Genomic DNA, 19,886 nt, shown 5'->3' with positions numbered 1-19,886 from the left:
CATGAGAACAGCTCTTTTTCAATTCGTTACGTTGTTTTTTCTGGCCACCGCAACCGTATTTGCTCAACAAGCCGAGGTATTTACTGCCAACAACCAGGCCATTCGAGGCTACGATCCGGTTGCTTATTTTATGGAGAGCAAAGCGGTTAAAGGTAATCCTGATTTCAGTTATCCGTATAAAGAAACCACTTGGCTGTTTGCCAGTGCCGCTAACCGCGATGCCTTCAAAGCTAATCCTGACAAGTACATGCCTCAATACGGTGGCTATTGCGCTTACGGCATGTCGCAGGGGCACAAAGCGCCTACCGATCCGGAAGCCTGGACCATCGTCGATAACAAGTTATACCTCAATTATAACCCAAAAGTGAAGACGAAATGGGTGGAGAGCCAGACCGAAAATATTCAGGCTGCCGACCAGAAATGGCCAACCTTAAAAGATAAAAAAGAGTAACTAAACGCTCAGAAATCATGTCATATCAACTCACGAGTGCCCTGTTTATACTGGCCTTTGTCGGTATGAGCTTTGTCAAAACGCCTGCTCCAACCTCGCTCAATAGCAAACGGGAGCCGGTAGCGGTGGTCGAATTATTTACCTCGCAGGGCTGTTCGAGCTGTCCATCCGCCGATCACCTGCTGACCGAAACGCTCGCCGATGCCGCTAAAACGAACCGGAATATTATCGGACTATCGTTTCACGTCGATTACTGGGATCGCTTAGGCTGGAAAGACCCGTTCAGCAATCATGCCTTCACCAAACGGCAGTATGCATACGGAGAGCATTTCAAACTAAAAGGTGTCTACACTCCCCAGGAAATTGTGAATGGGCAACAGGAATTCGTCGGATCGAACCGGGCCAGGCAATCCAGTTTGCTGGAAACCGCACTGAGTCAACCCGCCAGCGCCGGCGTGCAGTTGACAGTAGCCTCTCCCTCAGCCAATACCCGCTCTGTTAGTTATAAACTTGATGGCGATCTGGCCAATGCCGTACTTCATGTAGCCTTAGTCAGCAAGGAAGCGATTACGAACGTGCAGCGGGGCGAAAATGCAGGTCGTAAGTTGGTGCACAACAACGTAGTCAGAAGCTTCCAGACGGTGTCGGCTTCACCGGAAGGCTCCGTTACGTTGACCTTCCCTGATGGATTCGAACCCGCCAATGGTGCCATTGTGGCCTACATACAGGGTCAGCAACGGCTGGATATTCGGGGCGCTTCGCAAATCACATTAAACTAGTTCTACCTTTTTCTCCAACACGATCATGGTTAAATCTGGAATGCCCCGATACGTTCGGGGGTGGGGGATTTTATTGCCCATACTGTTTGTCGTTTGCCTATCAGCCTGCGTCAAAAACGTTGACCTGATACCCGTTGGCACAACAACGACGCCCGGCACAACGACACCCGTCAGTACATCAACTACGTCAAGTACCTCTGCCGCTGATAAAGATCAGAAACTGATTGCCCAGGGTACCTTCGTCAACCGGGTTCACACCGTAAAAGGGACGGTGAGCGTCTACGAAAAAGGGAGTTCGCGAATCTTGACATTCACGAACTTCTCGACCGATAGTGGTCCAGATTTACGGATTTACGTCGCTGAAGATGCTGCGCTAACCAATTTTATCGAGGTGTCGAAGCTATCGAACACAGGCACTTTCTCGGTCGATCTGCCCTACAATTATAGCCCGACCCAACATAAAACCGTGATAATCTGGTGCAAAGCATTCAGCGTGCTGTTTGGCACAGCAGCACTCACACTCAATTAACTCATTTCCCTGTTTTTTCGATTCTTTATGAAAAAATTCTGTTTGCTATTCCTGCTTTTGCCTGCTCTGGGATTTGCCCAGTTGAATTCGGCTACTGCTCAATCCGAGTTTAAGAAAGTTACGGAGGTGCTCGATTTAAGTCTGGCCTCGAATGGCGATTTTGGCACGGTGGCATTGTCGTTCAACCGATTGCATGGGCTGGGAAAATCGCACCGTTTCCGAATTGGGTATGGCCTTCGGTTTACGTCGGCGTTCGGCAGCAACACTGATTACCGGACCGCTCCCGCTCGTCTGACCTCCGGTAGTCAGAGTTTTGCTGCTCTGGTCAGCGAAGATATTATTGCCAATATCGATACGGTTCGGTTTCCAAAAACGCAGATTAACTCATTCAACATCAGTATTAATCTGGAATACGCCCTATCCCGCAAATTTGAGATTGGTATTAATATCGATGCCATTGGTTTTAGTTTCGGCGCTACGCAGACCGGAACATTTATCGCCAATAGCCCGGTTCGGTCGTCGCTGAGTGGATCTGCACAGGAAGCCAAACCAACTGCGTTCAACCTGCTACTTGTCAGTGATAGTGATCTTGGCAGTCTGAACTCTGAAGCCTATGTTCGGTATCGACTCAATCAACGGGTAAGTCTACGGGGAGGACTTGGCTTCCAGTTCAACGAATATACCACCACCCGCAAACTGACTTTTGAGAATGACCGCTTCCGAAGCAAAAATGCCATGCCTATGCTGGCCATTTCTTATCATTTTTAACATGAAAAAGCACAGCATCCTACTCGTTATTGGGCTTCTGATAAGCCTCTCCGTTGTTGCGCAGCCCAACTGGAAAACCACGAAGGCAGCCGTTACCTTTAAAATCAAAAATGCCGGACTGAACGTCGATGGCTCATTCAGCGGCTTCAACGGAACACTAGTGTTCGATCCGGCCATGCCCGACAAAGCCCAGCTTTCGGCCAGTGTCGATGCAGCTACGATTGAAACTGGCGTGAACATGCGGAATAACCACCTGAAAAAAGAGGAATATTTCGACGTAGCGAAATACCCGCGCATTAGCCTAAAATCGACACGGATCGAGAAAAAAGGGGCGAATTCCTATATCGGTACGTTTGCGTTGACGATCAAAGAAACGACCCGCACGGTTATGATTCCCTTCACGGTTACCCAGACCGGTATGATGGCGCAGTTTGCCGGTGAATTAGTGATTAATCGACGCGATTATGACGTAGGTGGACGGAGCCTGTTAATGGGCAGCGAGGTAACGATCAATCTTTCTATTCAGGCGCAATCGACAGGAACCGTAGTCGCCACTAATTAACTGGGCCGCTGATGCGGTCGCTTTTCAACGCTATGCCTTTATCCGGAAGTTTTATCAATGCCTTAGGCGTAGCGGTACCAGACTACGCACATTCGCAACATCAACTGGCTCATTTTATGGTCAACGCGCTCCAGCTCGACGAACCAGCCCGTCGGCGGATGATGGCCCTGTACCGACAAACCAAAATCAGTCGTCGGTATTCGGTATTAGCTGATTATGGTCAGCCAGTTGGTCAGTTCACGTTCTATCCGAACAGCCCCAATCTGGAACCCTTACCATCGGTTGAGCAGCGGATGTCGGTCTACCAACGGGAGGCACTACCGCTTGCGTTACGAGCTGTGCGGGCTTGTCTGGCCGATTATCCATCGTTCTCGGTTCACTCCATTACGCATCTGATCGTGGTGAGTTGCACCGGATTTTACGCGCCGGGGCCTGATATTGAGTTGCTTGAAGCCTTAGGACTACCGGGAACTACGCAGCGATTACTGATTGGGTTCATGGGGTGTTACGGCGCCTTTAACGGGCTCAAAGCCGCCGATGCCATCGTCCGGGCCGATCCGCAAGCGAACGTACTGGTCGTTTGCGTTGAGTTGTGTACGATTCATTTTCAGAAGCCCGAAAATCCATCGAATTGGCTTGCCAACGCGCTGTTCAGCGACGGGGCCGCAGCCGTACTGGTACAAGGAACGGCCCGCCGGGAGCAGTCATTTCAACTTCAGTCATTTCATTGCGATCTACTGCCCGAAGGCCGCGATCAGATGGCCTGGACAATTGGGAATCACGGGTTCGACATGGTACTGACATCGACCATTCCGGACCTGATTCAACATCATATCAGCCTGATGCTTCAGCGGATATTGGAAAAGAAAGACCTGACAGTTGGCGATGTAGACTATTTCGCCCTGCATCCAGGCGGTCGGCGCATTCTGGACCTGATCGAACTGGAACTGGGTATTGACCGCAGCCAAACACAGCACGCCTATACAGTCCTGAATCAGTATGGTAATATGTCGTCGGCAACAGTACTGTTCGTGTTGAAAGCTATTTGGGACGAACTGGCCGAATCCGTATCCAGCGCACCTGAATCCATCCTGTCTGGCTATTCGAAACGTATTGCCGGAGTTGCCTTTGGACCAGGTCTTACGTTGGAGTCGATGCTGCTACTGGTACACGTTAATTCAGTGCAAATGACTGATAATCTGAACGATGGCGTTTCAGCAGAAACGTTAGAATTAATTGAATTGTAAACCATTTCACAAATAACATAATGAACCGAACCACTTTTTTTAAATGCCTGGGAGTACTGGTGATTGCCGGACCGCTCGCTGCTGCAAGCTCTTCTTTTCGTCCAGCTAATGGACTCGTTGACGATACTAAACCACCCCGCCGTGTCGTGAAATCAGAAGCCGAGTGGAAGAAAATCCTGACGCCGGATGAATTCGCCGTTGCCCGGCAACATGGCACTGAACGTGCGTTTACAAGCCCGCTGGCCAAAAATCACGACCGGGGTGAATACCGCTGCGTTTGCTGCCACGAGCCCTTATTTCGGTCGGAAACCAAATTTGAGTCGGGGACGGGTTGGCCTAGTTTTTACGCCCCTATCAGCAAGAACGTTGTAAAAGATTTAAAGGATACCAGCTATGCAATGGTACGTACCGAAGTACAATGTGCCGTTTGTGATGCTCATCTGGGTCACGTTTTCGAAGATGGCCCCGAGCCAACGGGTCTGCGCTACTGTATGAATGGTGTATCGCTTGAGTTTGTCAAAAAGTAAAGTTTAAACAACTAATCAGTATGAAAATGGGTCAATTTATTGCGTTTTGTCTGCTATTGGTGGTAGGCTGCGTTCAGGGCCAAAATCCGGATGCATCTCCGGCGAAACTGCCCGCACTTAAACCGGGTGAAGCCGTCGCTACGTTTGCCGGGGGCTGTTTCTGGGCGCAGGAAGAAGGTTTCGATCAACTGGTTGGTGTTCGGGAAGTAATATCAGGTTATTCCGGTGGACACGTTAAAAACCCAACCTATCAGCAGGTGGGAACCGATGAAACCGGCCACGCTGAATCCGTGCAGGTCTATTACAATCCGTCCGTAATCAGTTATCGGGAGTTATTGACCGCGTTTTTTGCCGGACATGATCCCACCACGCTCAACCGACAAGGACCCGACGTAGGACGCGATTACCGGTCTGTAGCATTCTATCGGACACCGGCCGAAAAGGCCGAAATCGAAGCGGCTATCCGGCAGGTAAACGCCGAAAAGCATTTCGCCAGACCAGTCGTAACGGAAGTTGTTCCGTTCACGGTGTTTTACCCCGCCGAGAATTACCACCAGAATTACTGCAAACTTCATCCCGATCAGCCCTACATTCAGAACGTATCGCGGCCCAAGATCGACAAGTTGCGGAAGGCCATGCATGGTAAACTAAAAACCGACGTTTAATGGAAACGCCCGCAGTGATTCGCCCGAAAATGCCGTCGACTATGAGCCTGCGAGCCATCTGGCTGCACTTGCGGGTACCGTTCTCCTTTTTTCTGATGCCCGTTTTCTGGTTTGCGCTGAGCCAGTCGCCCCATCCAGATCAAGCCCGAACCTGGGTTGTTTTCGCCATCATTCACCTATTGCTGTATCCGGCAAGCCACGCCTATAATAGCTATTACGACAAGGACGAAGAGAGCATTGGACTGCTGGCCTCTCCGCCCCCCGTCGACCGAACGCTGTGGGGGGTTGCCTGGGGGCTCGATGTTCTGGCGTTACTGTTGGGTGCCTGGGTTGGCTGGCCGTTTGTGGCGTATCTGCTCGTATACGGTCTGCTATCCAAAGCCTATAGTTACGACGGAATTCGACTGAAAAAATACCCGGTCCTAAGCTGGCTGATTGTCGGTACGTGCCAAGGGGCGTTAACGTATCTAGCTACGTATCAGGCCATAAATCAGGTTGCTGTCACTACGTTGGTTCAATCCGATTTATGGCTGGCGGCTGGACTTTGTACGTTAAATATTCTGGCTATTTATCCGATCACGCAGGTCTATCAACACGCCGAAGACGGTCGGCGGGGCGATTTAACGATGAGTCGCTGGCTGGGGGTTCGTGGTACGTTCTGGTGTACGGGGGTGATTTTCATGCTGGCTACGGCAGGTTTTTACTTCTTCTTTCGAGGACAAACGCCTTTCTATTGTTTACAGCTTTGTCTGTTTCCAGCCACCCTGTTTTTTGTGATCTGGTACAGTCGGGTTTACCGAAAACCGCACCTGGCCAATTATCAATCGGCCATGCGGATGACGTTGCTGGCTGGTGTCGGGCTCAACCTGTTTTTTATTGTTTACTGGCTGGTGGCAGAAAAGGGTATTTAGTAGAAAAACGTAAGCCACTCATAGACATGAACTTACAAGTCAGATCTACCCAAAAAGAGTTGCTGGATAGTGATGCCATTCCTTTTGCCGACATCAGCCAGAATATGCTGGAACTGAACCGGGTCAATCATCTGCTTGGCGGGCATCGTACCACGCTGAAAGGATTCAAAACGCTGCTAGGCAATCGTAAACGTCTGCATATCTGCGAAATTGGCTCGGGTGGTGGCGATAATTTACTGGTGCTGCTCAGTTGGTGCAAAACGCATTCGATACACGTAACGTTTACCGGGATCGATATCAATCCACACTGCATCGCGTTTGCCCGGACCCGAACACTCCTGGAGTCGACGACTAGCTGGATAACCAGCGATTATCGGACGGTTGTTTTTGATCATCCACCCGATATTATTTTCTCCAGTTTATTCTGTCATCATTTCACTGATGACGAATTAGTGAGCCAATTACGGTGGATGCACCAGACTGCCCGACTGGGGTTTTTCATCAACGACCTGCACCGGCATCCCTTCGCGTATTATGCCATCCGACTGCTTACCCGGCTTTTCTCACGGTCGTACCTGGTTAAAAACGATGCGCCCATCAGCGTAGCACGGGGATTTGTTAAACATGAGTGGCAACAGCTTCTATCCAGCGCGTCCATAACAGGCTATGCGATTCAGCCCCGTTGGGCATTTCGTCACCTAATCACCTATCAGCATGGCTGATTCAGTCAACTACGACTTAGCGATTATCGGAGGTGGATTGGCAGGACTTACCCTTGCTATTCAGTGTGCGCAGGCTGGTGACCGGGTCGTTTTGTTCGAAAAAAAACAGTACCCGTTTCACAAGGTTTGCGGAGAGTATATCAGCAACGAAAGCAAGCCGTTTTTAGAGCGTCTTGGTCTATCTGTCACCGAGTTAAATCTGCCTTCGATCAGTACGTTGCAGGTATCGTCGGTTAACGGACAACGGTATACCTTTCCGTTACCCAAAGGTGGATTTGGCATCAGTCGTTATGAACTCGATCATCGACTGTATCAGCTTGCCCTACAGAAAGGCGTTGTCGTGTATACCGGTACTAAGGTGCAGGACGTACAGTTTCAGAATGATCAATTTGTCATATCTACCCCCTTAGGCGAGTTCGTTTCCCGATTAGCAGTAGGGAGCTATGGCAAACGGAGTAACCTGGATAGTAAGTGGAATCGGTCGTTTCTTCAACGAAATGGCAACGCATCAACAAATTACATTGGCGTAAAATACCATATTAAATTTCCTCATCCGGAGCCGGTAATTGCCCTGCACAATTTTCCAGATGGGTATTGCGGCATTTCCCGAATCGAGGACGGAAAAAGCTGTCTGTGTTATTTGACAACGGCGGCCAACCTGAATAAACACCAGAATGATATTGGGCAAATGGAACGCGAAAGTCTGTGCTGCAATCCCTATCTAAAAGAGTTATTTTCCAACGCTCAGTTTCTGTATAAACAGCCGTTGGTGATCGCCCAGGTGAGTTTCCAGCCGAAAACGCAGGTTGAAAACCACATGCTCATGGTAGGCGATTCGGCAGGACTAATTACACCCCTTTGTGGAAACGGTATGAGTATGGCGATGCATTCAGGCTTGATAGCTTTTCAACACGTTCAGGCTTTTTTAAGGAGCCAATCCACTCGACAACAGATGGAGCAACGCTACGCCCGGCAGTGGCAACGTTCCTTCTCAACCCGATTGATGACCGGCCGAATCGTGCAGCGATTTACGGGCAGTGGTCGATCTACTGATTTATTTCTTAACACGATGAACCAGTTCCCAGCTTTGGCCCAGGCCGTAATACGATCTACCAGCAGTAACTTTTTTTGATAAACACGCCTGTTATGAATCAAAAATCAAATCAATAGCTGGCTGGATAAACTGCCATTGTTATCGGGCCAGTGCCCTTCACTAAGCTTCTAGGGGTAGATTGCGTTTCGTTCTTTGGATTGGGTGCTTACTAGATAAATTTGATTATTTAGCCAATGAGCGGTACTTATCGGGAGCTATGCCGATAGTTCTGGTAAGCCAGATTAGTAGCTTTAGGGAAAGTCTAAAAATGAAGTATTTACTTTGATGTAAGTAGGTTGATTTTATAAATTAGTAATAACTATAATTTCCGTTTGAAACCGTAAATTTTCGCCCATTTGGAAGAAGAACCCTATATATAGCAAATCCAGTGCTATCAAGGCTAATCTGGGGGAAGAAATTAGCACCGTATCGACTCAGGCTGCGACGGTAGTCCATTGGCCACGCTGGCTACAACGTGTACAAAAAAGGCTGAGCAAGCGATTCAGACGCTGAGTCAGGCGCGAGTTTCGAATCGATCTTAACCTGTATAGACGCGAACTTTACAAACTGTATTTTTTGTACTTCCAATCAGAACGGTTTGCGATGGAGTAGTTAACGTAGCGGTATAATGAGTGAAAAGCAGAAGCAGTGGCTTCAGAATGGTTTATTAGTAGTATTTCTCCTCTTTCTTTTCTTCACCGACGCCGGGAAGTCAGTTATGGGCGGTATGCAACAACTGCTACTCAAAACAGGCCTAAAGGATGCACCAACAAAAACGGAGCCGATAAGTCAGACGTCAGGAAGCTATTCGCTTACGCTTCGCACGTTGGAGGGGAAAACCATTCAGTTGAGCGACCTGAAAGGCAAAGTAGTGTTTTTTAATCAGTGGGCAACCTGGTGTCCACCCTGCCGGGCAGAGATGCCTGCTATTGAGAATCTGTATCAGTCAGTGGATAAAAGTAAGGTGGCTTTTGTGATGCTTTCTATTGATAAAGAAGCGCAGAAAGTACCCGACTTTGTGCAGCAAAAAGGCTTTACATTTCCTGTCTACATGCCCGCTGGCCCAATGCCGGCTGCTTTTGCTGCCGAGGTTGTCCCAACAACATTTATTCTGACGCCTGACGGGCAAATTGCCCAGCGGATCGAGGGACTTGCCAACTATGATACGGATGAATTTCGGAATTATTTATACAGCCTGGCCTCGGTAAGGGATTCAGAATAACCTATCTAGCTGGCTTCCTTCTCTGCGGTGAAGGCAACTGATTATAAACCATACAACAACGTATTGCTCCACAAAGTCCTGTAGGGCTGTCTGGACATAGTATGCTCAGTTTACTTTTAGGATTTTTCGACCCAGATCGTTTTTACATTCACGAACTCCCTGATACCTGCTTCGGATAATTCCCGACCGAAGCCCGATGTTTTGATGCCTCCAAAGGGAACCCGGGCGTCTGAACGCATCAGGCCATTCACAAAAACCGATCCTGCCTGAATCTGTCGGGCCAGTTGCTCTGCTTTTTCCGCATCCTGAGTCCATACAGCCGCCCCGAGCCCAAAATCAGACTGGTTCGCTAACCGTATGGCATCGGCTTCGTCTTTGGCATCGATCAGTACGGCCAATGGCCCAAACGTTTCTTCGTCAAAAGCAGCCATACCGGGTTTTACTTTATCCAGCAGGATAGGCTCAACATTACAGCCCGACCGTATTATGGTATTCGTTAATAGCCTGGCTCCCTTGGCAACTGTTTCCCGGCACTGACGCTCAATAGTGTCGGCCAGATCGAGCCGAGCCATCGGACCCATTGTGGTGGCACTATCCATTGGATCACCTTGCCTGATTTTCTGGATGTTATGGAGCACAAGCTCGGTGAACTGATTTTTAGCCGCCTTTTCAACAATGAATCGCTTGGCTGCAATACAGCTCTGGCCTGCATTCTGCATACGTGATTTAACGGCAATAGTGGCGGCTTTTTCCAGATCAGCATCGGCCAGAACAATCAACGCATCGGACCCGCCTAACTCCAGCACCGATTTCTTGATTTGACTACCGGCAATGGCCGCAACTGATGCGCCAGCCCGTCCGCTCCCTGTCAACGTAACGGCTTTCACGCGTCGATCTTTCAGCAGCGTTTCGACCATTGGTACATCGACCAGCAAGGTTTGGAAAACGCCGTCTGGTAATCCCGCTTCCCGAAATACTTCTTCGATTGCCAGGGCACAGCCCGAAACGTTGGGGGCATGTTTCAGTAGGCCGACATTACCGGCAATCAGCCCCGGAATGGCAAAACGCATGGCTTGCCAGAACGGAAAGTTCCACGGCATGATCGCCAATACGGCGCCCAACGGCTGATAGGTAACGTAGCTATGGGCCGCGTCTGATTCGATTGGCTGGTCGGCTAGAAATGCTTCGGCGTGATCGGCATAAAACTGACACGTAGCGGCACATTTTTCTACTTCCGATATCGCTTCGGCCAGCGTTTTACCCATCTCGGCCGTAATCAGTTCGCCGTAGCGTTGCTTGTGAACCTGCAGATACGTACCAACGCTACGTAAGAAATTCGTTCGATCCCGTAACGACAAAGCCGACCAGTCGGCAAAGGCCCGGTCGGCTTGTTTTAACTTCCGCTCAATAGTAGCAAGGCTATCGGTGCGGTATGTTTTTAATTTCCGTTGGTTGTATGGATTGATGGATGAGAAAGTCATGGCTGTTGCTGGTCGCCGTTTTGGTCGATATGCTGCACTAAAACAACCATTGTGTCCAGCATTTGTTCCCATTTCTCCTTTCCTACAACCCCTACAAACTGCTGATGGACATCCTGCATGCACTCATACACGGCTTTTAACAGCTCCATGCCTCGTTCGCTAAGATAAATAACACTAGAGCGCGAATCACTGAGGTTTTTTTCTGTACGGATATAACCCTCACGTTCCAACAGGTTAACTACTTTGCTCATGGCCTGCTTGGTAACGCAGGCACGCCGTGCTAGTTCGTTATTCGTGATACCGTCGGGGGTTAGATTGGCCAGAAACCCCATATAACTCAATTTGAAATCGGTAAAGCCCATCGCATGCAGACGGGGTTCGATAATTGAATCGATATGGCGTTTCAGACGGCCCATTAGCCGACCAAAGGCCCGCTCCCGAAAAGCCGATAACTTTTTATAATCAAATGATTTTTTATCTGTTTCCACGATTATTTACGCTACTTAAAAAAAGCTGAAACGAATCGAGATTAATTTTTGTACAAATATAGTCAACTTGCTTGACTTTATAGTCAACCCGGTTTACTTTTGTTGCGTTAGTCAAAAAAGTTGACTATATTATTATAGTACAAGTTATAGTACCAGGTACAACCATATTATCATGGCAACCATAATGGCAACCGGAGAGGAAACAATTACTGACGAAAAAAACGCAATTAAAACGTATTTGCCGCGAATTATTATAGCAGCCGTCCTACTAGTGGGCGGTTATTTTGGTGTTAAAGCGTATTTGCACGGCCAGGCCTACGAATCGACAGATAACGCACAGATTGAAGGCAATTCTGCCCCCGTTCTGGCTCGGGTGGCTGGCTACGTCCAGTCCGTAAACGTAGACGATTACGCAACCGTAAAACAAGGGCAGCCTTTGGTAACGATTGATCCGCAGGAGTACGACGTAGCACTGGCTCAGGCTGAAGCCGATTACCAGCAATCCCTGGCCGATCTGGAAAATGCCCGCGCCGATTTGCAGAATGCGCAGGCTAATGTCCGTAACGTAGCGCAGAATGCGCGCGTTGCCCAGTCGAACGCGCAGGTACAGGCCGCTCGTCGCGACAAAGCGCAGCAGGATTTACAGCGCGATCAGAACTTATACAAAGAGCAATCGCTGACCCGCAAGCAGCTCGAAGACACACAGAACAATGTTGAGGTACAGAGCCGCCAGTATGCCGCCAATGTGGAGCAGATCAATCTGGCTAAAACGTCGGAAAGCGTAGCGCAGGCTGGTATTGCCAAAGCCAAAGCGAACATTCAGAAAATTGAAGCGCTCATCAAAGTAAAACAGGCCGCTATCGACAATGCGAAGCTGAAAGTTGGTTATGCGCATATGACAGCGCCAATTGCCGGTAAGATTGGCAAGAAAAACGTTATTGCTGGTCAATACGTACAGCCTGGCCAAACGCTGTTTACGATCGTTGCCGATTCAACATTCTGGGTGGTGGCGAACTTCAAAGAAACTCAGCTCGAAAGTATGCAGGTTGGTCAGCCTGTCGATATCAAGATCGATGCCTATCCTGATCTTGACGTGAAAGGTCGCGTAGCCTCGCTGTCAGATGCAACGGGAGCACGTTTCGCCCTTCTTCCCGCCGACAATGCATCGGGGAATTTCGTGAAAATTACGCAGCGCGTACCGGTTAAGATTGAAATTCTTAACCCGGAAAAGTACAAAAACAAATTGCGCGCGGGCCTGAGTGTAGACGCTGACGTGCAGATAAAACAATAGTCATTTCTGGTCATTTACCGTCATTACTTGTCGTTCGTTATGGACCAGGTATTGACTCTATATGACTACGTAATGACCATAAATGACCAAGATTTATGGCACAACAAAGCGCATTTGGCCGCTGGATCGTTGTGATTACGGCGGTATCGGCTGCCATTATGGAGCTGATTGATACGTCTATTGTCAATGTCGGCCTGAACGACATTGCGGGTAATCTGGGCGCCACCATTGAGGACGTATCGTGGGTCGTAACATCCTATGCTATTGCCAACGTCATCGTGATTCCCATGACGAGCTTTCTGCAGCGGTATTTCGGCCGAAAGAATTATTACATCGCTTCCATCATACTCTTTACACTGGCCTCCTACGGCTGTGGATTTGCCAGCGATTTATGGACACTGGTCTTCTTTCGATTCCTGCAGGGAGTGGGCGGAGGGGCCCTGTTGTCGACCTCACAGGGATTGATGTACGACGCGTTCCCGCCATCACAGCGTGCTACGGCATCGGCGCTGTTTGGTATGGGTATCGTGCTGGGTCCAACGCTCGGCCCAACGCTGGGGGGGTATATTATCGATAATTACCACTGGAGCTGGATGTTCTATATTAACGTGCCCATCGGAATTATCGCTGTCCTGCTTAGCCTGACCTTTATCGAAAAGAAACCCGACGAAATCGGTATCAATCGGAAAGCGATTCATATCGATCAGCTCGGAATTCTGTTTCTGGCGCTCGGAATCGGTAGCCTGCAGTACGTATTGGAACGGGGCGAAGCTGACGACTGGTTCGACGATAGCGCCATTCGCTGGTTATCGGCCGTGGCGGCCTTTACTATTCCCGCCTTCCTGTGGTGGGAGCTGCGAGGTACTAAAGAGCCGGTGGTGGATTTGCGCGTCATGAAAAACCGGAATCTGTTAGTGGGTTCGATTCTGGTCGTTATTGTTGGTTATGGTTTGTTTACATCCGTACTCCTGTATCCGCTATTTGCCCAGCGAATTGTGGGTTTAACAGCAACACAAACGGGTAAGTTGTTGATTCCCGGCGGGTTGGTTACGTTACCGATGTTTGCCATTACGGGCCGAATGCTGGCCAAAGGCGTATCGCCCCGATTGATTGTGGCCCTTGGCTACGTTGCTTTCGGGAGCTTTTGCTTCATCATGTCCACCTATAATATGGATGCCTCGAATGGCGATTTCATTTTCGCCTTAATCATTCGGGGTATTGGACTGGCCTTTGTGAACGTACCACTGATTAACCAATCTGTTTCGACGCTGGAACCTCGCCAACTGCCTACTGGTATCGCTATTGTTAACATGATGCGTCAGATTGGTGGAGCGTTTGGTGTAGCCATCACCAACACTTACGTAACGCAGCGGACGGCGGTTCATCGGGGCGATTTGGTTGCTAACCTGCAACCCGGCGATCCAACCCTGGTCGAACGACTGAATATGATGAGCCAGGGACTAGCCGCTAAAGGAATCAATGCGCTGGATGCGGTGTCGGGTGCGTATAAAAATCTGGATTTGATTATCTCCAAACAGGCATTGATGGTGTCCTATCTGGATACGTTCCGACTGGCTGGTTTGTTCTTCGTGGTTTCATTTCCTCTACTGTTCCTACTTAAAAGCAAAAAAATGGATGCCGCTACGGCTAAAGCCGTGGCCGATGCCGCTCACTGATCTGCGTTTATGGTTTTGGGTTCAACGTCGATAGTTAGTTGAGGTAGTCAACAACTCCGCAAGACTAACCATAAACCACGAACTCAAAACGATAAACCATAAGACTTTTCCAGTCATGAATTTGAAATATGTAATACTGAGTCTTTTATCGACAATTACTCTGGCTCAGGCTCAAAACACACCGATTCAACTACCCGACGAGTTGCGGACCCTGCTTCAGCAGGCTAATGCCAATTACCCAGTGTTGAAACAGCAGCAGCAACAGCTCCAGGCGGGTGAGGTCCGCGTCGATATTGCGCGTACCAGCATGCGGCCTAACGTAGCGCTGAATGGTTCCTACAACTACATTACGCCCGTGCCGCAATTTGCGGTTCCGCTCAACGGGCAGGAGGTAGTGGCCAAGCTGGCACCGAACAATAGCATCAACGCGAACGTATCGGTTGGGCAAACTATTTACGATTTTGGCCGTACGGACGCGGCTATCAAACAGGCCACGGATAACGTCCAGATTTTACGTCGGCAATATGAGCTTACGCAGCAGAATCTGGCGTATCAGGTAGCGGCTGCTTATTATGGTGTCGGGTTTTTACAGCAGGGAATTATCGTTCAGGATTCGGTCATCAAAACGGCCGGAGCCAATGTTCGGCTGCTGGCGAGCCGGTTACAGAACGGCGATGCATTACAGTACGACGTATTGTCGCAGGAAGTACGAGTGAAGATAGCCGTGAATCGTAAGATTGAACTACAGAATCAACTGGAGCGTCAGTTGGCGGTACTCACGTATCTGACCGGAAATACACAACCTACTACCGGTCAGGCTATTCAGCAATTCCAGTTAGGGTCTCAGCCAACTCCGGTGCAGTTATTCGATCTTGATGGGCAGTTTCAGAATGCGTCGACCGGCAATAAGGATATTCAGTTAGCCCAGGATCGCGTAAAAGCAGCAGAAACCGACATCCTGGTGAGCCAGCGGGCGGGGCAGCCCTCCATTGGTTTTAGTGGATCGGCAGGCTACAAAAATGGCTATCCATTAAATGTAGAGCAATTACGGCCTAATATGGTTGCGGGGGTTAACATTGTCGCTCCGATCTATTCGGGAAAGCGTTACAAACTGCAAAATCAGGTAGCCCAACTAAATCTGAATGCCAGTCGCTACGCGGTCGATAACGCCAACGCGCAGTTGCGTCAGACCATTGCGCAGTTAAACGCCGACATACGTAGTAATCAGACCCGGCTTGCTAACCTCGAAACGCAGGTGTTACAGGCGCGCAAAGCGCTGGAAATTGCCAATGCCCGTCTCCGAAACGGTGTCATCACGAATGTAGAGTTGCAGAGCGCCGAAACAGGCGTTGAAGAAGCTGAGTTAGGGCGGTTGAATTTTCAGTATCAGCTGCTGCTTAATCAGTTAGAGCTAAAGCGGTTGTTGGGTGAGTCACTTGTAGCAAACCCCTAGTTCATTGGCAACGTAACGTTCGTCGGTAATAGCTGGCGGATGCCGTTGAGTTGTATTCGCTACGTCAGCGTAAAGGCACAAAAATGATCGTATTGTGTATCTGGCTATGTGCGTAGTATGATACCGGATTGTAATCCGAAAGAGAACTTTCCGGAAAAAGTACAACGCTTATGGCGCTGAGCGGGTCAATGGTTAAAAATTGATTAGGAAAACAACAAATGCAATTAACGGACCGTTACCTAGCCAACGGCTATGAACTTCATACCAAATCTATCATGAAAGAGCGTGTTACAGAAATATTGAAAAACTTTGGCGTCTCAGAGAGTGCTGTTACGAACGATGTTCATTTTGTTCGTGATCTGGGTCTGGATAGCCTCGATACAGTTGATTTGATTATGCAGCTGGAACAGGAATTCGGTATTCGAATTCCGGATGAAGATTACGGAAAACTAACCACCATGCAGGGGGTTCTGGATTACCTGCAATACGAACAGCAGGTATCGGTTGCTGCATAATGCAGGTAGTCAACTCGCTGATACGTAGCATAGGCCCAGCGAATTGACTACCTTTCCTTTCTTTATACTGTCATACTCACCAGCGAATTGCCCCGCAGAACAGGAACAACGTCATATAAGTCGTGCTGGAGGCAATAGGGAATGTCTTTCTGAATACCCAGTCGTTGTAAACGCCGAATGTGAGACGAATTGGCGAGATAGCTCGTCAAATTATCTTTCCCCTGTACATACAGTCTCCAGGCCATAATGGCACTATCTTCGGCCATCGCGTAATTGTCTTTCAGACGGTCGACCAGGGCGCCTGCGAAGAGTGTATCTTCCAGATTCACCCGACCTTTCCAGCCAGCACACAAGACCAGTACGTCATAGCGTTCGCTGTGCAGAAAACGCGCAATCGCATCGAGGTTGAGGAACGAGCCCACGAGAACTTTTACGGCCCCCCGTGATTTTGTGATGGCCAGCGTACCATTGGTGGTTGTCATGGCTACGTCAGCTCCGCGTATCTGCTCGTCCATATACGTAAAGGGCGAGTTATCTAACTCAAAGCCTTCTACTTTACGGGCGTTACGTTCGGCGGCTGCCAGATAACCCCGTTCCTGCCACTGGCGGCATTCTTCGACTGTAGCAACCGGTATAATACTGTTTACGCCATACGCGAAAGCCGTGACCATGCACGACGTTGCCCGAAATACGTCGGCCACCACAACAATGGTATTCTCTATTTTGTGTAGCTGAAGTAAATCAGGCGTTAAGCAAACATCAATCTGTTTCATGTTTCTGAACCGGGATTTAGGGGATTAGTGGATTAACCAGATTTTGTCTTTCGCTTCTTCAAAGCGCTTCATGGAAAACAAAATCTGATTAATCCATCAATCCGGTGAATCCCGGTTATTTCTTGACAAAAGGTAGTTTAATGATCTGGGCTTTCAGGAGCCGGTCGCGGACTTTAACGAAAAGTTCAGAGCCGGGCTTGCTGAAAGCGGTAGGAACGTAGCCCAGGCCAATGCCTTTGCCGAGTGTTGGCGATTGTGTACCGGAGGTAACTTCGCCAATGATATTTCCATCTGCATCGGCCAGTTCGTAGTGACCCCGTGGAATACCACGATCAATCATTTCGAAGCCAACCAGTTTTTTGCTGATACCCTGTTCTTTTTGTTGTTTGAGTACCTCCGCGTCAACGAAATCGTGGGTAAATTTGGTAACCCAGCCCAGGCCCGCTTCAATGGGCGAGGTTTCGTCGGTAATGTCGTTGCCGTATAGGTTATAACCCATTTCGAGACGTAGCGTATCACGGGCTCCCAATCCAATTGGCTTGATGTCGTACGGTTTTCCGGCTTCCATGATGGCATTCCATACGCCTTCGGCCTGATCGTTGGCTACGTAGATCTCAAAACCACCCGCTCCTGTGTAGCCAGTTGCCGATACAATTACGTTGGCATATCCCGCAAAATCCGTTTTTTCGAAGGTGTAGTAATCCATCGAATCCAGCTTGGCGGTTGTTAACGATTCCAGCGCTTTAGCCGCTAATGGCCCCTGAACGGCAAACAGACTTATATCGTCCGATACGTTTACGAGTGTTACGTCGTAATCCGGTGCGTATTGATTGATCCAGTTCCAGTCTTTATCAATGTTCGACGCATTAACAACCAGCATATATTCTGTAGCGCTGATCCGATAAACCAGCAGGTCGTCGACAATACCACCCCGGCCGTTGGGCAGGTAGCTGTACTGAACTTTACCGTCGTAAAGGATACTGGCGTCATTGGCCGATACTTTCTGAATAAGGCCAAGCGCACCTTCGCCTTTGAGAATGAACTCGCCCATGTGCGAGACATCGAAAATGCCCACGCCATTGCGAACGGTATTGTGTTCTTCGAGATCAGAAGAATAACGAACGGGCATCTCAAAACCCGCAAATGGCACAATTTTAGCGCCTAACTGCTGATGAATATGATGAAGAGTGACTTGCTTGAGCGACATGTACGCAGGAGTTATCCGGCAAATTTACAACCAGTTTCCGGGTTTTAACCTGTAGCCTTGTTAGTTAACCTCAATTCAATGTGAAATTGATCGGCATATTGTATTTTACCCGAACCTTTTCACCACGTAGTGAACCGGGCTTCCACTTACCGCTCATTTGCTTCACCACACGTAGCGCTTCCTGGTCTAAATCGCGCTGAACGCCCTTCAAGACCTCATAATCGCATAAGGTGCCATCGGTACAAACCACAAAACTAATGTGCACTCGGCCCTGAGCACCGGTTTTTTGCGCCGTCGCTGGGTAACTTAAATTCTGGCTTAAAAAACGCCCTAGCCCTTGCATTCCTCCCGCAAATTCGGGTTGCTGGCTAACGGTAGTATAGCGTATCGTATCGGCTTGACCGCCTTTAGCTTTGCCTTCCTGACAGATGCCTTTGTCGTAGGTTTCTTCGTAAAAGTAGGACCCATCGGCATAATGTCCGGTCCAGATTCCCTGCTTCAGGCCATTAACATACTGGCCCCGTTCTGTCAATAGCGTATAGCGAGTTGTGTCTTTATAGGACGGAATTTCAGTTCGGAAGGTTGCATAGCCGTTACCGTCGATGACTTCCGGATGACCTGTGCTATCCCAATACGCCGTTACTACTTCAGGCTCTTCCGGGCTCAAGGGTTTGGGCTTGCTACTTGTTTTGATCTGCTTAACCTGACCGTTCGAGTGCCAGCTGGTTATCGAAGACTTATCGCCACTCTCTTCATTCTTCTCTGAGACACAGCCATTGGGATAATAGCTTAGTTCTGGTCCGATACGTTTGCTCTGGAAGAAGGTGGACCGCCGAAGAATGGTACCTGCTTCATTGACAAGGAATATTTCGCCATACCACTCGTTGTTTGCGTCCTGAACGCCAACTATATAAGTTGGCTCTCTATACGGAGAGGGACTATTTTTATGGCGTTTCAGAGCTAGCCTGGACGACTCTTTCCAACTTTTATTCCGTCGCTCATAAACGATCATATCGCCTGTGGGTACACCGTTATTATCAATAGGTACAATCTGTTTATAGCGGGTGCGTGCGCTGCTATCCGAGGCTGGACTATTTTCTTCGTCATAATAGCTCACACGCTGGCCGTTCGCGTAAACAAATGGTTTGTTCGGTTGGAATAAAATGGGGAAGGTGATTTTCTGCCGAACTGCCTGACCATTTTTTTGAGCGGGTTTCCAGGCATTAAATAACGAAAAGACTCGTACTGCTTCCCGATCAAGGTCGGGGCTTAGTTTGATCGCTACGTTGACATCGGATACGCTACCATCGGTTTCGACAATGCCGCTTACAATAACACGGCCACCAACGCCCACTGCTTGGGCTGTAATGGGTTTGCGTAGATTGGCCAGAAGAAACGTATTGAAAAAAGGAATTCCCCCACGGGGTTGAGCCGCACTATCGACTTCAAAAACCTGGTAGACTGTTTGTTGAGAAAAGCCAGAAAAGCTTAAAAAAAGCAGGAGAGTAAGCGGTACGTATTTCATT

21 protein-coding genes are annotated in these 19,886 nt (G+C 49.0%); 16 read left to right on the top strand and 5 right to left on the bottom strand.

Translation table 11 applies throughout. The features are described from left to right. Position 1: 1 nt before the first annotated feature. The 12 genes from GK108_RS27990 to GK108_RS27935 all read left to right on the top strand — a co-directional run bounded on the left by GK108_RS27990 (position 2) and on the right by GK108_RS27935 (position 9,476). On the top strand, positions 2-451 hold the full coding sequence (locus tag GK108_RS27990; protein ID WP_163954899.1) for a YHS domain-containing (seleno)protein: 450 nt from the start codon (positions 2-4) through the stop codon (positions 449-451). A gap of 17 nt (positions 452-468) precedes the next feature. Then, positions 469-1,230, top strand: a complete 762-nt coding sequence (locus GK108_RS27985; protein ID WP_163954898.1) for a DUF1223 domain-containing protein — start codon at positions 469-471, stop codon at positions 1,228-1,230. Between the two features lie 25 nt (positions 1,231-1,255). Next, the gene (locus GK108_RS27980) at positions 1,256-1,759 is read left to right on the top strand and encodes a DM13 domain-containing protein (RefSeq protein ID WP_163954897.1); all 504 of its coding nucleotides are present in this window, start codon (positions 1,256-1,258) and stop codon (positions 1,757-1,759) included. A 27-nt stretch (positions 1,760-1,786) separates the two neighbouring features. Continuing rightward, the gene (locus GK108_RS27975; protein WP_163954896.1) at positions 1,787-2,527 is read left to right on the top strand and encodes a hypothetical protein; all 741 of its coding nucleotides are present in this window, start codon (positions 1,787-1,789) and stop codon (positions 2,525-2,527) included. 1 nt (position 2,528) lies between these two features. Beyond that, the gene (locus tag GK108_RS27970) at positions 2,529-3,089 is read left to right on the top strand and encodes a YceI family protein (RefSeq protein ID WP_163954895.1); all 561 of its coding nucleotides are present in this window, start codon (positions 2,529-2,531) and stop codon (positions 3,087-3,089) included. 32 nt (positions 3,090-3,121) lie between these two features. Next, positions 3,122-4,336 carry a type III polyketide synthase gene (locus GK108_RS27965; RefSeq protein WP_163954894.1) on the top strand — a complete coding sequence of 405 codons (1,215 nt, stop codon included), beginning with the start codon at positions 3,122-3,124 and terminating at the stop codon, positions 4,334-4,336. 20 nt (positions 4,337-4,356) lie between these two features. Then, a complete protein-coding gene (gene msrB / locus GK108_RS27960) occupies positions 4,357-4,863 on the top strand; it encodes a peptide-methionine (R)-S-oxide reductase MsrB (RefSeq protein ID WP_163954893.1) in 507 nt (168 codons plus the stop codon). A 20-nt stretch (positions 4,864-4,883) separates the two neighbouring features. Further along, complete coding sequence (gene msrA, locus GK108_RS27955) at positions 4,884-5,528, top strand: peptide-methionine (S)-S-oxide reductase MsrA (protein ID WP_163954892.1); 645 nt, start codon at positions 4,884-4,886, stop codon at positions 5,526-5,528. Beyond that, the gene (locus GK108_RS27950) at positions 5,528-6,439 is read left to right on the top strand and encodes a UbiA family prenyltransferase (RefSeq protein ID WP_246225224.1); all 912 of its coding nucleotides are present in this window, start codon (positions 5,528-5,530) and stop codon (positions 6,437-6,439) included. Before msrA ends, GK108_RS27950 begins: the two co-directional genes overlap by 1 nt. A 26-nt stretch (positions 6,440-6,465) precedes the next feature. After that, a complete protein-coding gene (locus tag GK108_RS27945) occupies positions 6,466-7,161 on the top strand; it encodes a methyltransferase domain-containing protein (RefSeq protein ID WP_163954891.1) in 696 nt (231 codons plus the stop codon). Beyond that, positions 7,154-8,293 (top strand): NAD(P)/FAD-dependent oxidoreductase, encoded by a 1,140-nt coding sequence (locus GK108_RS27940; RefSeq protein WP_163954890.1) that lies wholly within the window; start codon positions 7,154-7,156, stop codon positions 8,291-8,293. The genes GK108_RS27945 and GK108_RS27940 overlap by 8 nt, the downstream gene beginning before the upstream one ends. A 589-nt stretch (positions 8,294-8,882) precedes the next feature. Then, the gene (locus tag GK108_RS27935) at positions 8,883-9,476 is read left to right on the top strand and encodes a TlpA family protein disulfide reductase (protein ID WP_163954889.1); all 594 of its coding nucleotides are present in this window, start codon (positions 8,883-8,885) and stop codon (positions 9,474-9,476) included. 116 nt (positions 9,477-9,592) lie between these two features. Here the strand turns inward: GK108_RS27935 and GK108_RS27930 are convergent, their stop codons facing one another. Together GK108_RS27930 and GK108_RS27925 are read right to left on the bottom strand one after the other, a co-directional pair. Beyond that, positions 9,593-10,957, bottom strand: coding sequence for an NAD-dependent succinate-semialdehyde dehydrogenase (locus tag GK108_RS27930; protein WP_163954888.1), 1,365 nt, complete (start codon positions 10,955-10,957; stop codon positions 9,593-9,595). Next, entirely contained in the window at positions 10,954-11,445 is a 492-nt protein-coding gene (locus GK108_RS27925; protein ID WP_317166588.1) for a MarR family winged helix-turn-helix transcriptional regulator, read from the bottom strand. Before GK108_RS27925 ends, GK108_RS27930 begins: the two co-directional genes overlap by 4 nt. A 172-nt stretch (positions 11,446-11,617) precedes the next feature. Between GK108_RS27925 and GK108_RS27920 the strand changes: the two genes are divergently transcribed. The 4 genes from GK108_RS27920 (at position 11,618) to acpP (ending at position 16,380) form a co-directional block, all read left to right on the top strand. Continuing rightward, positions 11,618-12,736: an HlyD family secretion protein gene (locus tag GK108_RS27920; protein ID WP_163954887.1), complete on the top strand. Its 1,119-nt coding sequence runs from the start codon at positions 11,618-11,620 to the stop codon at positions 12,734-12,736. A 95-nt stretch (positions 12,737-12,831) separates the two neighbouring features. Further along, positions 12,832-14,412 (top strand): DHA2 family efflux MFS transporter permease subunit, encoded by a 1,581-nt coding sequence (locus tag GK108_RS27915; RefSeq protein WP_163954886.1) that lies wholly within the window; start codon positions 12,832-12,834, stop codon positions 14,410-14,412. A 115-nt stretch (positions 14,413-14,527) separates the two neighbouring features. Further along, positions 14,528-15,865: a TolC family protein gene (locus GK108_RS27910; protein WP_163954885.1), complete on the top strand. Its 1,338-nt coding sequence runs from the start codon at positions 14,528-14,530 to the stop codon at positions 15,863-15,865. A gap of 275 nt (positions 15,866-16,140) precedes the next feature. Continuing rightward, a complete protein-coding gene (acpP, locus tag GK108_RS27905; RefSeq protein WP_163954963.1) occupies positions 16,141-16,380 on the top strand; it encodes an acyl carrier protein in 240 nt (79 codons plus the stop codon). A gap of 62 nt (positions 16,381-16,442) precedes the next feature. On the opposite strand, the gene GK108_RS27900 is transcribed toward acpP, so the two are convergent. The 3 genes from GK108_RS27900 to GK108_RS27890 all read right to left on the bottom strand — a co-directional run bounded on the left by GK108_RS27900 (position 16,443) and on the right by GK108_RS27890 (position 19,885). Then, positions 16,443-17,153, bottom strand: a complete 711-nt coding sequence (locus GK108_RS27900; protein ID WP_163954884.1) for a 2-phosphosulfolactate phosphatase — start codon at positions 17,151-17,153, stop codon at positions 16,443-16,445. 115 nt (positions 17,154-17,268) lie between these two features. Then, positions 17,269-18,360, bottom strand: coding sequence for a glycine cleavage system aminomethyltransferase GcvT (gene gcvT, locus GK108_RS27895; protein ID WP_163954883.1), 1,092 nt, complete (start codon positions 18,358-18,360; stop codon positions 17,269-17,271). Positions 18,361-18,430: 70 nt separating this feature from the next. After that, positions 18,431-19,885 carry an energy transducer TonB gene (locus tag GK108_RS27890; RefSeq protein WP_163954882.1) on the bottom strand — a complete coding sequence of 485 codons (1,455 nt, stop codon included), beginning with the start codon at positions 19,883-19,885 and terminating at the stop codon, positions 18,431-18,433. Position 19,886 lies beyond the last annotated feature (1 nt).

It is taken from the genome of Spirosoma terrae, assembly GCF_010435915.1.
Classification (GTDB): domain Bacteria; phylum Bacteroidota; class Bacteroidia; order Cytophagales; family Spirosomataceae; genus Spirosoma; species Spirosoma terrae.
This window is presented reverse-complemented; position numbering and strand designations above follow the sequence as displayed.